Raw genomic sequence first — 15,424 nt, 5'->3', positions numbered from 1 at the left:
ATGGCGGGTCTCACCGTGAGCGTCGTCTCGGCTGACCGCGAGGTCTGGTCGGGCGACACCACCATGGTCGTCGCGCGCACGACCGAGGGCCAGATCGGCATCCTCGCGGGACACGAGCCGATGCTCGCGATCCTCGCGCAGGGTCAGGTCCGCATCACGCGGGCCGACGGCTCCACGGTCGCGGTCGACGCGGAGGACGGCTTCCTCTCCGTCGAGCACGACACGGTCACGATCGTTGCGCGGCAGGCCGCGCTGGCGTCCTGACCGGACTGACCGTCCTCCTCCCGCCGTCCGAGACGAAGCGGGAGGGCGGGGACACGGAGAGCACGCTCGATCTGGGTGTGCTCTCGTTCCCGGAACTGGCCACAGAGCGGGCCGCGGTGATCACCGCGGCCCGCTCCGTCAGTTCTGAGGAGAGCTCCGCGCGGACGGCGTTGAAGCTCGGGCCGAAGTCGGTCGCCGAACGACTCCGCAACCTGGTCCTCGAGACCAGTCCAACCATGCCGGCCGTCGAGCGGTACACGGGCGTGCTCTACGACCCGCTGGACGCCCTGACCGCGGACGCGGGGACGCGCGCCTGGTGGGATCGTCACGTCGTCGTGCAGTCCGCGATGTTCGGACCGGTGGGCGCGGGGGACCGGATCCCCGCGTACCGGCTGTCGCACGACTCCCGGCTCCCCGGGATCCGGCTCGCGTCGCACTGGTCTGCTCCGGCATCAGCGGCGCTGGCGACCCGTCCGCCGGGGCTGGTCCTCGACCTCCGGTCGGAGGGCTACCGCACGCTCGCGCCGGTGCCGGACAGCGTTCCCCTGCGCGTGGTCAGCGTCGCCGGAGACGGTCGACGCAAGGCACTGAACCACTGGAACAAGACGGCGAAGGGGCGGCTCGTCTCGCTGCTCGGGCGGACCCAGGCGTCGGTTTCCTCGATGGTGGAACTCGCCGCCTGGGCTGCGGCGCACGGAGTCGTCATCGAGCAGGTCGGGAACGGCTGGGACCTGGTCGCCGAGAGTCTCGAGCCCGTGGCGGTCTGACCTCCGTCCCTCCACAAGGCGGTCGCGACGGTTGGCCGTCCACTGGTCGCTGGAGCGGCCGTCCTGGAGGCCCGACCCACGTCAGGCTCGCCTGCATGCGAACCACAGACACCACGACCGGACCCACGACCCCGACTTCCCCTCGCCACAGTCACGAGATCGCCGCTGCCGTCACGCTGCCGAGCGCTGCTCGCGCCCTCGTCGCACCGGGCCCGCTGACCACGGCGGGCGGCATCGCGCTCACGACGGCGTGCGGCGCGCTGTCGACCCGCGTGGCGCTCCTCGGGTTTCTGGCCGACCCGGACGCCGACGACCCGATCGGCATCAGCGGGCACGATCCGTTCACCGACCCGATGCCCTCGGCGCTGCTCGGATCCGGTCCGGAGCCCGACCGCGACCGGGTGCGACGGGGTGGCGACCGCTGTGTGGACGCTTGGCGTCAGTGGTCCGGGGAACGCGACTCCGGACAGTCCGTGGTCGGCGTCGGGGGAGCACTCGGTCTCGGCGCGTGGTGCGCGTGGGCGCTGGGCGCGGAGCTCCGTGCCGAGACGCGGGCGCGGTACGCGCTCGACCTGCGCGCTGACGACCCGCTCGCGCAACTGGTGCTCCGCGGTTGCACGCTGGGCATCCGGGCGGCGTGGCGTGGATGAGACCGGGTGCACCGCATCGTCTACGGTTGTGGTGCCGACCGGAGGAGCCGCACGTGCAGGACGACGAGGACCAGCTCGACGACACCGTGCTGCGTGCGTCGGACCGGCGTCGGGCGACCACCGCTCCGGGTCCGCTCGACGACACCCTCGTTCGTCCCGGGCGTCATCGGACTCCGGCGTCGTCTCGCCCGGACCAGGAGGCCGACTTCCCGACGGCCGTCCCCTCGATCCGGATCGGGGCACGGGTGTACCGCCTGGATCGTCCCGTCGTCGTCGGCCGGCGGCCCGGGCCCCCGCGGGTCGTCCAGGGCTCGGTGCCGGAACTCGTGACCGTGCCCTCGCCGGGCGGAGTGGTCTCCTCCTCCCACGTCCTGTTCCACGCCGCCGGGTCCACCGCCGTCGTCGACGACCTGCACGCCACGAACGGCACGGTCGTCCGCGCTCCCGGCGCCCCGCCGCACCGGATGCCCGCGGGTGCCTCGATGGTCGTGCTGACCGGTACGGTTGTCGACATCGGGGACGGCGCCACCATCGAGGTGCTGTCGCCGTACCTGCGGTCCGTCCCTCCCGGCGGTCGCGAGTCGTCCGGACCCCTCGTTCCTCCAGCGTCCACAACCGGTCCGTCCCGAACCCCCAGAGAGCGACCCTGAACCGTGACCGAACTCGGCCGTGCTGCCTCCTCCCACACCATCGACCTGCCCGACGGCAACGGTGCGACGCTGACCTTGTCCTGGGGGGCCGCGACCGACGTCGGACGCCGCCGTGACCACAACGAGGACAGCTACATCGTCGACGCCCCCTACTTCGTGGTGGCGGACGGCATGGGCGGCCACCTGGCGGGTGACCGGGCGTCCGACGCGGTCGTGCGCCGCCTCGGCGACTCCACCACCGAACCGTTCGCCTCGCGGCAGACCATCCAGCGGGCACTGCTGCTCGCCACCGCCGACATCGAACGGGCAGCGGGCGGCAACGCCATCGGTGCCGGCACGACCGTCACCGGTGTGGCGCTGGTCGCAACGCACGGACAACCCTCGGCACTCGTGTTCAACGTCGGTGACTCGCGCACGTACCGCAGCGACGCGGGAGCACCGTTGAAGCGACTGACGATCGACCACTCCGTCGTGCAGGAGATGGTGGACGCCGGTGTCCTCCGCGCCGAGGACGCCGAGTCCCACCCGGACAGCAACGTCATCACCCGGGCCGTCGGGTTCGGTGAGCCGCCGGAGCCGGACTGGTGGACCATCCCGCTCCGGACCGGTGACCGCTACGTGGTCTGCTCGGACGGCCTGACGAAGGAGATCGGCGACGTCGGCATCTCGCGCATCGCCGCGAAGGTCGACGACCCGCAGGAGCTCGCGGAGCGGCTCGTGGGCGACGCCGTCATCGCCGGCGGTCGGGACAACGTGACGGTCGTCGTGCTGCAGGTCGACGACGCCCCGACGGTGCCGGACGACATCGAGGACACCCTCCCGCGTCACTGACCTCGACGGGACGTGCTGCGAACCGGTCTGGCCCACCAGGCCCGGTAGAATTCCGCAACGCCGTCGTGACCACGCCACTCAGCCGGGAAGGAGCGTCCATGGCCCGCAGACTGCCGTCGAACCCTCCCGTGCTCCCGGGCTTCAGTCCGGTGCACGTGCTCGGCTCCGGTGGCTTCGCCGACGTGTTCCTCTACGAGCAGGACATGCCCCGACGCCAGGTCGCGGTCAAGGTCCTGCTCGACGAGGTCGTGGACGACCGCGTCCGCCAGATGTTCCAGGCCGAGGCGAACCTGATGGCACGTCTCAGCACCCACCCCTCGATCCTCACCGTGTTCCAGGCGAGCGTCGCCGCGGACGGCCGCCCGTACCTCGTGATGGAGCTCTGCTCGGCGTCGATCAGCGAGCGCTACCGTCACGAACCGGTCCCGGTGTCGCAGGTCCTCTCGGTCGGCGTGCGGATCGGCTCGGCGCTCGAGACCGCACACCGCGACGGCGTGCTGCACCGTGACGTGAAGCCGTCGAACATCCTGCTCACGGCCTACGGCAACCCGGTGCTGTCGGACTTCGGGATCGCCGCGACCCTGGGAGGGGCCGACGCCGACGAGCCCGTCGGCATGTCGATCCCGTGGTCGGCACCGGAAGTGCTCGGCGACGAGTCGCGCGGCACGATCCAGTCCGAGGTCTACTCGCTCGCAGCGACCGTGTACTCGCTCCTGGCCGGGCGTAGTCCGTTCGAGGTGCCCGGCGGCAAGAACGGCGCCGCCGACCTCATGGCGCGGATCGACAAGGGCGGACCGCTGCCCACCGGGCGTCCCGACGTGCCACCGACACTCGAACGAGTCCTCGGCGCCGCGCTCTCGCGGCGTCCGCGGGACCGACCTTCGACGGTCATGGAACTCGTGCGTGGGTTCCAGCAGGTCGAGGCCGAACTCGGTCTCCCGCAGACCCCGGCCGAGGTCGCGGTCGAGGCCTGGGCGGTCGCCACACCGTCGCGCCCCGGCGAACGGACCGTCATCGCGGGGGTCGGTGCGGGTGGCAGCGGGGTCGGAGCGCGGTCGGGCCGTCGTCGTCGGACCCGCTCCACCCTGCGCGGCGGCGCGGTGGCGAGCGCGTCAGAGAGTGTCGGGACCGTCCACCGGTCCGCCTCGACCGCGCGCGGACGCCGCGGATCGCGGTCTGCTCTGGTCTGGGCGACGGTCCTCTCCTCGGTCGTGGTGGTGGCGCTGGCCGTGACCACCGTGGCCGTCCTCACCCGCGGCGGTGATGACGCCGTACCCGTCGTGTCGGACGTCAGCGCCACCGCCGGTGCGTCCGCCGTGACGTTCCGCTGGACCGATCCGGGCCTCCAGCAGGGCGACACCTTCGTCGTGACGACCGACGGTGCGACGAGCCAGCAGACCGGGACGACGTTCGTCGCGACCGGCCGACCCGGCGTCGAGCAGTGCATCCGGGTCGCGGTGAACCGTGACGGCCGCACCGGGGCGGACAGCGTCGAGCGGTGTGGCACGATCGGCGGGGCCCGGTGATCCGGCGGTTGCTCGCTGCCCGACGTTCCGCGACCGTGACGACCGCGGTGGCCGTCGTCGTCGGGGCGGTCGTCGCCGGGACGGCGCTCGTGTCGAACGGCTACCACGCACAGCGCGTCGACCTCGGCGACGGCACGGTCTGGGTGCCGTCGGCGCAGTACGGTGCGGTGGGCCGCGTCAATCCACAGGTGCTCGAACTGAACACCGCGGTGGAGACCTCCTCGGACGCCACTTCCGTGCTGCAGCACGGATCGACGGTCTACGCGGTCGACCAGACGAAGGGCACGGTGGCGCGGGTCGACGTCGCGGATGCCACCCTGGGCGACGCCGTCACGCTGCCCACGGGTTCGCCGACCGTCCTGTTCGCCGGGGACACCGCCGTCATCGGCAACGCGGACACCGGCGGCCTCTGGTCCACACCCGCGGACTCCCTCGACGAGTTCGACGCCTCGACGGACCCGCAACTGACCCTGGGTGCCGATGCCGTGTTCGACGCGTCGGCCGACCACGTCGCGGTGTACTCGCCGCGGACCGGCACCGCCTCGCTCGTCGCCCTGGGTTCGACCCCGACCGTCGAACGCCGCTCATCCGTCCGGATGGACCGTACGCACGCCTTCCAGGTCGCGACCGTCGGTGACCACATCGCCGTCCTCGACCGCACCGACGGCGTGCTCTCGATCGACGGACGGACCGTCGACCTGGGGGACCGCGTCGGCTCGGCACCGGCGTTGCAGCAGTCGGCCAGCACCGGCGACGACGTCACGGTCGCGGGCACTGCGGGCCTCGTCCGTGTGTCCGCTTCCGGCGCCGTCCAGCAGTCCGCCCTCGCCGTGTCCGGACGCGCTGCCCGACCATGGACCGACGACGGGTGCACGTTCGGAGCGTGGAGCGGCGGGCAAGCGATCGACACCTGCGACGGTCGTGCCGTGCAGGACCTCGACCGGGTGCCGGGCGGCGCGGCGCTCCAGGTGGTCCACAACGGGCGGACCGTGGTGGCCAACGACCCGGAGACCGGGCGCTCCTGGGCCGTCGGCCGCAGCGGCCAGCTCATCGACAACTGGGCGCAGCTCGTCGACGAGCAGGACGACCGGCAGCAGGAGCGGGCGTCGGACGACGACCCGGAGGTCGAGAAGGAGCAGGCCCCGCCCGTCGCGGTCGACGACGACCTCGGCGCTCGTCCGGGCCGCACCACGACCCTCCCGGTCCTGCTCAACGACCACGACCCGAACGGCGACCCGCTGGTCGTCAGCGACGTCGGCGACGTCGACGACCCGGCGGCGCGCGTCACGATCGTCACCGACGGCCAACAGCTGCAGGTCTCCCTGCCCGGCGCGGCCACCGGGGTCGTGACGTTCCCGTACACGATCACCGACGGCAACGGGGGGTCCGCGACGGCGACCGTCCGGGTGACCGTCAGGCCGGAGTCCGAGAACGAGCCGCCCCGGCAGGTCCGCGCGACCCGGGCCGACGTCGTCCGGGGCGGGCACGTCTCGACGAACGTCCTCGGCGACTGGATCGACCCGGACGGCGACCCGGTGTACCTCGAGTCGGCCGACCCGTCCGAGGGCGACCACACCTCGACCACGCCGGACGGCCTGCTCGACTACCGCAACGACAGCGGTCGCACCGGCGACCGGGTCCAGCAGGTCACCGTCAGCGACGGCCGGGACACCGGTCGCGGTCCGGTCACGGTGACGGTGGCGGCGCAGGGCGACGTGCCGCTGAGCGCCCAGGGCTTCCCCGTGAGCGGGTACGCCGACAAGCCGTTCACGGTGGAACCGCTCGACCACGTCCGCGGGGGCAACGGTGCCGTCACCCTCACGAGCGTGTCGTCAGCGCCGGGCCTGACGGTGACGCCGAGCTACGACAGCGGGACCGTGCGCGTCGAAGCGCGGACGCCGGGGGACTGGCAGCTCGAGTACACCGTCTCGGACGGCACCAAGACGGCCAGCGGCGTGGTGCGGATCACCGTGCTCGCGCCGCCCGACGCCTCGGCCGCGCCGGTGACGACGCCGAAGACCGTCTTCGTCACCACGCTCTCGTCGAAGGACACCGACGTGACGGCGACCGACTTCGACCCGGCCGGCGGCGTCCTCCTCGTCACCGGACTCGACGGGCCGCCGAGCGGTTCCGGCGTCCAGGCCGACGTGGTCGACCAGCACATCGTCCGGGTCAGCCTCACCGCACCGCTCGACGGCCCGGTGTCCTTCGGCTACACGGTGTCGAACGGACTCGCGACGGCCACGGGCACGATCACGGTCGTCGAGATCCCGGCGCCGGACCGCATCCAGCCGCCCGTCGCCCAGCCGGACACGGCGACCGTCCGGGTCGGCGCCGTCACCGACATCGACGTCCTCGCCAACGACACCCAGCCGGAGGGCGGCGCGATCTCGCTGCTGCCCGACCTCGTCCAGGACGTCCCTCGCGGTGCCGGTCTGCTGTTCGTCTCCGGCGACCACCTGCGCTACCTCGCACCGAACACCCCGGGCACCTACACGGCGGCGTACCGGGTCGCCGGACCGGACGGGCAGACCGCAGACGCGACCGTCTCGGTGTCCGTCCGTGACCGCGACCGTGCGACGAACGGCGCGCCCGTCCCGCAGACGGTGACGGCGCGCGTGGTCGCCGGTCAGTCCGTGCGCGTCTCGGTGCCCCTGAGCGGGATCGACCCGGACGGCGACTCCGTGCAGCTCGTCGGCGTGGCATCGAACCCGGAGAAGGGCTCGGTGGCGGACGTCGCCGCCGATTCGCTCACCTACGAAGCCGGAGACTACTCAGCGGGGACGGACGAGTTCACCTACACCGTGGTCGATGCCCTCGGGGCCCGCGCCACGGGCACGGTCCGCGTCGGCATCGCCCCGCGTGCCGACGCGGCCGGCCGTCCCGTCGCCGAGGCCGACCGCGTCACCATCCGCCCCGGCGGATCCGTGTCCGTCCGGGTGCTGCAGAACGACTCCGACCCCGAGGGCGGTCGCCTCACCGTCACCGCGGTGGAGCCCACCGCGCCCGACGTCCGCGCACGGGTCGTCGGCGGCCAGACCGTCCAGGTGACCCCGCCGCCGTCCGCCCGGCGCGGCGACTTCGCGGTGGCGTACACGGTGGCCGACGACCAGGGCGCGACCAGCACCGCGTTCGTCACCGTGACGGTCGACGAGGACGCTCTCCCACTGCGCCCCGAGGTCGACGACACCGTGCTCGACCTCCAGGACGTGCTGGGACGGCAGACCGTCACCGTCGACGTCCTCCGGAACGTCTTCTTCGCCGAGGGCACGGACGCGGACCTCCGGGTCGGCGTGGTCGACGGTTACCGCGGCGCCGCGTCCGTCACCGGTGACGACCGCCTCGTCGTCCGCGTCTCGGACACGTCGCAGGTGATCCCGTTCGCGGTCGCACGACGCGACCACCCGGACGTGGTGTCCTACGGCTTCGTCCACGTCCCGGGCGCTGACGACGCGCTCCCGCAACTCGACCGGACCGCTCCCGCCGTCTCCGTCCGGAGTGAGTCGACGGTCCGGATCCCGCTGTCCCGATACGTCGTGACCGCGAACGGCAAGACCGCGGCCATCACCGACCGCGGGGCCGTGAAGGCGACGCACGCCGACGGTGGTTCCCTGGTGGTCGACGACTCGACGCTGCAGTTCACCTCGTCGAAGCTCTACTTCGGCAAGGCGTCGATCTCGTTCGAGGTGACGGACGGGTCGGCGGCGAACGGCGGGACCGGGCGCGTCGCGACCCTCGTGCTGCCGATCACCGTGACGCCGCGCTCGAACCAGCCGCCAGCGCTCACGGGGACGACCCTCGAGATGCAGCCCGGCGACCAGCGCGTGCTCGACCTCACCAAGCTGACCGACTACCCGTACCCGGCTGACCTGCCGGAGCTGCGGTGGTCCGTGGTCGAGCGACCGGGCAACGGCACGACGGCGACGATCTCCGGGCAGCGCCTGACCGTCGTGGTCGACGACGCGGCGTCACCGGGCGAGCGGTCCACGGTCGGCGTCGGTGTCGCCGACTCGACGGCCCAGGGGCGGTCGGGCCGCATCACCATCGAGGTCGTCGCGTCGACCCGACCGCTGGTGCAGCCCGGGCCGGACAGCGCGGTCGTACGACGAGGCACGTCGACCACGGTCGACGTGCTCGCCAACGACCGACAGACGAACCCCTTCCCGGGGCAGCCGTTGCGGGTCGTCGACATCCGCGGTCTCGCCGGCGGCATCCCCGCGGGCGTGACCATCACCCCGAGTGCCGACCGGTCGCGCCTCCGGGTGAGCGTCGCCGCGGACGCGAAGCCGCTCGACACACACCTGCAGTACCGGGTCGTCGACGCGACGGGGGACACCGACCGATCCGCGTGGGGCGACGTGACGATCTCGGTGCAGGACGTCCCGGACGCGCCGGGTACCCCGACCCGGACCGGCACCGAGGCCGGTGGGCAGGTCACGCTGAACTGGTCCACCCCCCGTGCGAACAACGCACCGATCACCGGCTACCGCGTGACCGGGACCGGCGGCGTCACGAAGGACTGCGGCACCGCCACCGTCTGCACCGTCACCGGGCTGGACCCGACCGCGTCCTACCGGTTCAGCGTCCTGGCCGAGAACGAACTCGGCAGTTCGCAGCCCTCGCCGCAGTCCGCCACGATGAGCGCCGACTTCGTCCCGACGGCACCGACCGGGCTCTCGGTCGTGCCTGACCGGACGAACCCCGGGCAGCTCGACGTCTCGTGGAACGCGGTGCCCCGACCCGCCACGGGCAGCGCCGTCGACGACCACGTCGTGACGATCGCCGGCCCTGGTCTCAGCGACACGAGACGGACGGGCACCGCGACGACCACGTCGTTCAGCGGCGCGACGAGCGGCGCGGTCTACGTCGTGACCGTCTCGCCCCGCAACGACGCGGCCCGGGACGGCACGGTCGTGCAGTGGAACAGCGCGACGGCGTCCGGAACCGCCGTCGGGACCCCCGGCGCGCCGCAGGACGTCCGGGCCGTCACCGGTGAGCAGCCGGACGACCAGGGCAAGTCGACGGTGACGATCACCTGGTCGCCCGCGGACGGTGCCGGGGGGTCCGGTCCGACCTACCGGGTGTACCGGGTCGCACCGGGGAGCAGCCCGAGCTGCGACGCCCTGTCCGGCCAGACGTCGCTCGGCGCGGAGTCCGGGACGACTGACGCGGGTGTCGGCGGCGGTGGCGTCCGGTACGCGGTGGTGTCCGACAACGGCCTGTTCTGCAACGTCGCCTCCGCCAGCGCGGTCGCCTACGAGACCCCGGGCGGCACCGCTGCTCCGGCCGTCGCGATCGTCTCCGGGGCGACCGCCACGCAGTCCGACCTCCGGGTCACCGCCCCGGGTGCGGAGGTCGACCACTACCGCCTCCAGACGGGCACATCGGTCCTCTCGCTCCAGCCCGGCCAGGCCTGGACCGGGGTGCCCGGGACCGGCGCGCGGAACGCCCCGGCCACCCTCACGCTCCAGGCGTGCGGGGCGCCCGGCGACGCCTTCTGCACCGGCACGGACGATTCGTGGTCCGCACCGGGTGTCGCCTTCGACACGTCGAGCTCGGTGGACGGCGCGCAGGAGGGGCAGCAGATCGTGGTCAGCGGTCCGACCGTCGGCAGCGGCGTGAGTGTGACGTCGTACACGGCCCGGTGGTACAGCGATGGCGACGGCACGGTCGCGATCACGCCACAGGACGGTGACACCTGGCAGCCCGGCGACACGGCCCCGACAGCGCCAGCCGGCGCCAAGTCCGTCCGGATCCTCGTCACGGTGCAGCTGGACGCCGACCCCAGGCTCTCGGCCACGACCGGCAGGTCCTCGCCGACGTCAGACGTCGCAGCGGCCGACCCACCGCCCGCCGACCCACCGCCCGCCGACCCACCGGTGGACCCTCCGGCTGATCCGGCACCCGGTGCCGGCGACCCCGCCCAGCCGACATCGTGACCGCCAGCACCGCCGACGCCGTCCCCACCACCGAAGGAACGACACCCGCATGAGCATGACCCCGGAGCAGGCCACCTGGTTCGCCGACGTCGCCGGCCGCATCGTGACCAACGTCGAGCAGGTGCTCCTCGGGAAGACGTTCGTGATCCGCCTCGCCGTCACCGCGATGCTCAGCGAGGGGCACCTGCTGCTCGAGGACGTCCCCGGGACCGGCAAGACCAGCCTGGCGCGCGCCCTCGCCCAGAGCGTGCAGGGGTCGACGAACCGTGTCCAGTTCACCCCGGACCTGCTGCCCGGCGACATCAGCGGCATCAGCGTGTACGACCAGCGTGCGCAGGCGTTCGAGTTCCACCGTGGTCCGGTGTTCGCGAACATCGTCCTGGCCGACGAGATCAACCGCGCGAGCCCGAAGACCCAGTCGGCGCTGCTCGAGGCGATGGAGGAGTCCGCCGTCACCGTGGACGGCGTCACCCACCGGCTGGCGCAGCCGTTCATGGTCGTCGCCACACAGAACCCGATCGAGCAGGCCGGCACCTACCGCCTGCCCGAGGCGCAGCTCGACCGGTTCCTCATGAAGACGTCCATCGGTTACCCGGACCATGCGGCGACCGTCCGGATCCTCGAGACGTCCGCGGCGCCGTCCGCAGCGGTCCCCGTCGCGAGCGTGGTGCCCGCGGCGACGGTCACCGAGATGGCCGCTCTCGCCCGTACCGTGCACGTGGACCCGGTGATCGCCGACTACGTCGCGCGCCTGGTGGACGGCACCCGTGGCGCGACCGAGGTCCGACTCGGCGTCAGTGTGCGCGGAGCGATGGGCCTGATGCGCGCGAGCCGCGTCCTCGCCGCCGTCAACGGTCGGCACTACGTCACGCCCGACGACGTGAAGGCACTCGCCGAGCCGGTCCTCGCGCACCGCATGGTGCTCGATCCGGAGGCCGAGTTCGACGGCGTCAGTGCCTCGAGCGTCGTCGCGCAGCTGCTCGTCGACACGCCACCACCGGCCGACCGGGTCCCGCGGTGACGGACCACCGTCCCACCGGGACGCGTTCCCGGCGGCCCCTCGCGACACGGTCGCGTCGGGCGGCCACCCAGGAGGGCGCCCGGACGGTCGCCGGACCCACCAACGTCCGGACCCGTCTGGTCGGTGACCGCGAGGACGTCGCCGCTGACGCCGTGGTCGGTGTGGTCCGCGCGTGGCGTACGGCCGGGAGGCTCGTCATCCGTGTCCGGGACGACGTCGCCTCCGTCGTGACGGGCCTCGGATGGACCGCAGTCGTCCTGACGATCGTCGCGTTCGTCGCGGGGTACCGTTCCGGGCTCCGCGAGGTCGTGGTCGTCGGGTGGGCGGGGGCGGTCCTGGTGGTGGTGGCGGCGATCGCGCTCCTCGGCCGGTCCCGGCTGCTCATCCGGATGACACCACCGCAGCACCGCGTGGTCGTCGGGGCCGACGCCGGGGTGACGATCACCGCCGAGAACCCCACGCGCCTGCCGACCGTCCCGACGACGGTCGAGGTGCCGGTCGGGGTCGGACTCGTCGACGTCACGATCCCCGCGGTACCGCCGCGAGGCACCTTCGAGCAGCACGTCGCGGTCCCGACCGTCCGCCGAGGGGTCCTCGACGTGGGACCGGTGACGGGCGTCCGTGCGGACCCGGTCGGCCTGGTCCGCCGGGAGGTCGTGTGGACCGCGCGTGAGCAGGTCATCGTGCACCCGCGGACGATCGCGATCCCGTCGACGAGCACCGGTCTGGTCCGCGACCTCGAGGGGCAGGCGACCACCGACCTCTCACCCGCAGACATCGCGTTCCACGCGATCCGCGAGTACATGCCGGGCGACGACCCGCGGACGATCCACTGGAAGTCGACGGCGAAGACCGGCGCGTTCATGGTGCGACAGTTCGAGGACACCCGACGTTCGCACCTGGTCGTCGCGCTCGGCGTCGCCCGCGCGGAGTTCGCCGACGACGACGAGTTCGAGCTCGCGGTCAGCGTGGCCGCGTCGCTCGGCACCCGCGCCGTCCGGGATGGCCGTGAGGTCACGGTGGTGGTCTCGGAACGGACCCCGGAGTTCGCCAAGCGCGCCGTCCGTGCCGTGCACCCGATGCCGACCGTCACGCCGACCCGGTTGCTCGACGCGTTCGCCCGGGTCGGACTGGCGGACGCCTGCCTGCCGGTCGCCGAGGTCGCGCGCATCGTCGGGCGCGACACCCCCGGGATCTCGGTCGCGTTCCTGGTCGTCGGGTCGACCGTCGGCGTGCCGGCCCTCCGCCTCGCGGCGACCCGGTTCCCGATCGGGGTCGAGGTCGTCGCCGTCGTCTGCGAGCCGGAGGCCGTGCCCCGGTCGGTGCGCGTCGGTGGCCTGACGATCATGACCGTGGGGTACCTCGAGGACCTCCGCCACGCACTGCAGCGATCGGTCTCCGTGTGACGGCCGACGAGCGCCGGTCCCCGCGTCCTCCCGTGGCCCGCTCCGGTCCTCGTTCCGGCGCGCGCGCAGCCCGACGACGTCGCGCGGCACCGCTGCGTCTCGTCGCGGGCACCCTGGCCGTCTGGCTCCTCGTGGCGCTCGCGAGTACGGCTTGGTGGCCGATCCACCGTGACGCCAGCATGGTGTCCGCGGGGGCCACCGCGGTGGTGGTCGGTTCGGTGATGGCGCTCCTGGGAGCGGGGATGCGCCTCCCGGCCGCGGTCGTGTCGATCGCGACCGTCGTCGGGTTCGCGGCGACGGGGGTGCCCGCTGCTGTGCCCGGTGCGGCCGACGGTCCGCTCCCGACGGTGCCCGGGCTGGTGGACCTGTTCAGCGGCGTCGCCCTCGGGTGGCGGCAGCTCCTGACCATCAGCCTGCCGGTCGGGTCCTACGAGGCGCTCCTCGTGCCGTACTTCGTGTCCGTGCTCCTCGTGACGGTCGTCGGCGTGAGCATCGCGACCCGTGCCTCCCGTCCGGAACTGGCCAGCTTGCCGGCGCTGGCGCTCTTCGTGACCGGCACGGTCTTCGGTCCGACCCGGCTCGAGACCTCCGTCTGGCTCGGGGTCCTGCTGGCGGGGATCGCGCTCGTGTGGGCGTTGACCGTCCGGCACCTCCGCCGTGCGGCGACCGTCGCGGCGACCACCGGTACCCGCATCCCGATCGCCCGTGCCGTCGTCCGGCCTGCGCTGGTCGGCACGGCCACGATCGCCGCGGCGGCGGTCGTCGCGACCGGACTCGGCTTCGTGGCACCGCCTGCCGGCACCCGTACGGTCGCGCGGAGCGGCGTCGTCAAGCCCTTCGACCCGCGAGACCAGGTCAGCCCGCTGAGCGGGTTCCGCGCCTACGAGGAACGCGGTCGGGCCGAGCAGCCGCAGCTCACCGTCACCGGACTGCCCGCCGGCGGGTTCATGCGGATCGCCACCCTCGACAGCTACGACGGCGTCGTCTACCGCGTCGGTGGGCCGGACGGCGACGCGGCATCCGGCTCGTTCGAGCGCGTCCCGACCGCGGTGGACACACGTGACGTCCGGGGGGCCGCCGTCCGGGTCGCGGTGACCGTGGACGGGTACCGGGGCGTCTGGCTGCCGACCGTCGGGGAACTGACGTCGGTGTCGTTCCGCGGCCCGGACGCCGATCGCGAGCGGACCGCCTTCTTCTACAACCGCTCCACCGGCACCGCGGCGGTCGTCGACGGCGTGAGCGACCGGACCCGGTACACGCTGTCGGCTGTGCTCCCCGAGCAGCCGACCGAGGACGAACTTCGCGACGCACGACCGGGCGATGCGGTCGTCCCGACTCCGCGTGACGTCCCCGCTGCGGTGCAGGACGCCGTGGGCGCCGACAGCGACGCGGACACGAGCGACGGGGCACAGTTGCTCGCGGCCCTGCAGGCCCTGCAGCGCAACGGCTACGTCAGTCACGGCGTCGGCGACGACCGTCCGAGCCGGAGCGGACACGGCGCCGACCGGATCACGGAACTCCTCACCGCGGTGCCGATGGTGGGGGACCAGGAGCAGTACGCCGTCGCCGCTGCTCTGATGGCCCAGGAGATCGGTTTCCCCGCGCGGGTCGTCCTCGGGTTCGCGCCCGGTGGCGACTCCGGTGCGGGGGACACGACCAGCGGGGCGACCACCGGCCGGACCACCTTCCGCGGTTCGGACGTCACCGCACGCATCGAGGTGGACACGGCGCAGTGGGGATGGGTCATGCTCGACCCGAACCCGGCGGTCCGCGAGATCCCGGACCAGTCCGACCAGACGCCGCAGCCCGTGACACGGCCGGAGACCGTCGTCCCGCCGCCGCCGGCCCAGCAGCTCGACCAGGACGAGCAGACACCACCGCAGGCGGACCGTGACACCCCGCCGACGCAGCCGGTGTGGTTGCAGATCCTGCTCGCCGTGTTGCCGTGGGCGCTCGGGGTCCTCGGGCTCCTCGCACTCGTGCTGCTGCCGATCGCCACCGTCGTGCTGGCCAAGCGTCTCCGTCGTCGACGGCGGAGACGAGCACCGGATCCCCGGGCGCGCGTGGTCGGTGCCTGGGACGAGTACCGGGACGCCCTGCTCGACGGCGGACACGACGTCGCCCCGTCGGCGACCCGCCGCGAGGTCGGTGCAGCTGCACCCGGGGAGGCCGGCGCGGGGATCGCCGCCGACGCCGATGCGGCCGTCTTCGGTCCGAGCGACGTCGACGACGCCGTCGCCGACCGGACCTGGGCGGCGGCGGACGGGGCGATCGCCGCCCTGCGCGCTGGGCGCGGTCGGCGCGACCGGTTCCGCGCGGCGACGTCGCTGCGGTCCTTCCGGCGGTCGTTCCGGCGGTGAGGGGCAGTGC

10 protein-coding genes are annotated in these 15,424 nt (G+C 73.2%); all 10 read left to right on the top strand.

What is annotated here, in order from left to right; genetic code table 11:
* The 10 genes from DEJ31_RS02040 to DEJ31_RS01995 all read left to right on the top strand — a co-directional run bounded on the left by DEJ31_RS02040 (nt 1) and on the right by DEJ31_RS01995 (nt 15,414).
* Nucleotides 1-264, top strand: a complete 264-nt coding sequence (locus tag DEJ31_RS02040; protein WP_110902146.1) for a F0F1 ATP synthase subunit epsilon — start codon at nt 1-3, stop codon at nt 262-264.
* Nucleotides 261-1,031, top strand: coding sequence for a peroxide stress protein YaaA (locus tag DEJ31_RS02035; RefSeq protein WP_309147267.1), 771 nt, complete (start codon nt 261-263; stop codon nt 1,029-1,031). The genes DEJ31_RS02040 and DEJ31_RS02035 overlap by 4 nt, the downstream gene beginning before the upstream one ends.
* Nucleotides 1,032-1,126: 95 nt before the next feature.
* Nucleotides 1,127-1,681: a hypothetical protein gene (locus DEJ31_RS02030; RefSeq protein WP_111121076.1), complete on the top strand. Its 555-nt coding sequence runs from the start codon at nt 1,127-1,129 to the stop codon at nt 1,679-1,681.
* A 53-nt stretch (nt 1,682-1,734) separates the two neighbouring features.
* Nucleotides 1,735-2,331: a hypothetical protein gene (locus DEJ31_RS02025; protein WP_111121075.1), complete on the top strand. Its 597-nt coding sequence runs from the start codon at nt 1,735-1,737 to the stop codon at nt 2,329-2,331.
* A gap of 3 nt (nt 2,332-2,334) precedes the next feature.
* Entirely contained in the window at nt 2,335-3,162 is an 828-nt protein-coding gene (locus tag DEJ31_RS02020) for a PP2C family serine/threonine-protein phosphatase (protein WP_258366077.1), read from the top strand.
* Between the two features lie 98 nt (nt 3,163-3,260).
* The gene (locus DEJ31_RS02015; protein WP_111121074.1) at nt 3,261-4,688 is read left to right on the top strand and encodes a serine/threonine-protein kinase; all 1,428 of its coding nucleotides are present in this window, start codon (nt 3,261-3,263) and stop codon (nt 4,686-4,688) included.
* A 35-nt stretch (nt 4,689-4,723) separates the two neighbouring features.
* Nucleotides 4,724-10,627 (top strand): Ig-like domain-containing protein, encoded by a 5,904-nt coding sequence (locus DEJ31_RS02010; RefSeq protein ID WP_146243082.1) that lies wholly within the window; start codon nt 4,724-4,726, stop codon nt 10,625-10,627.
* Between the two features lie 49 nt (nt 10,628-10,676).
* A complete protein-coding gene (locus DEJ31_RS02005; protein ID WP_110902152.1) occupies nt 10,677-11,648 on the top strand; it encodes a MoxR family ATPase in 972 nt (323 codons plus the stop codon).
* Nucleotides 11,645-13,054, top strand: coding sequence for a DUF58 domain-containing protein (locus DEJ31_RS02000; RefSeq protein WP_111043783.1), 1,410 nt, complete (start codon nt 11,645-11,647; stop codon nt 13,052-13,054). Before DEJ31_RS02005 ends, DEJ31_RS02000 begins: the two co-directional genes overlap by 4 nt.
* A 32-nt stretch (nt 13,055-13,086) precedes the next feature.
* Nucleotides 13,087-15,414, top strand: a complete 2,328-nt coding sequence (locus DEJ31_RS01995; RefSeq protein WP_111121072.1) for a transglutaminase domain-containing protein — start codon at nt 13,087-13,089, stop codon at nt 15,412-15,414.
* The last annotated feature ends 10 nt before the right edge of the window (nt 15,415-15,424 follow it).

This window comes from Curtobacterium sp. MCPF17_031 (genome assembly GCF_003234035.1).
GTDB lineage: Bacteria > Actinomycetota > Actinomycetes > Actinomycetales > Microbacteriaceae > Curtobacterium.
This window is presented reverse-complemented; position numbering and strand designations above follow the sequence as displayed.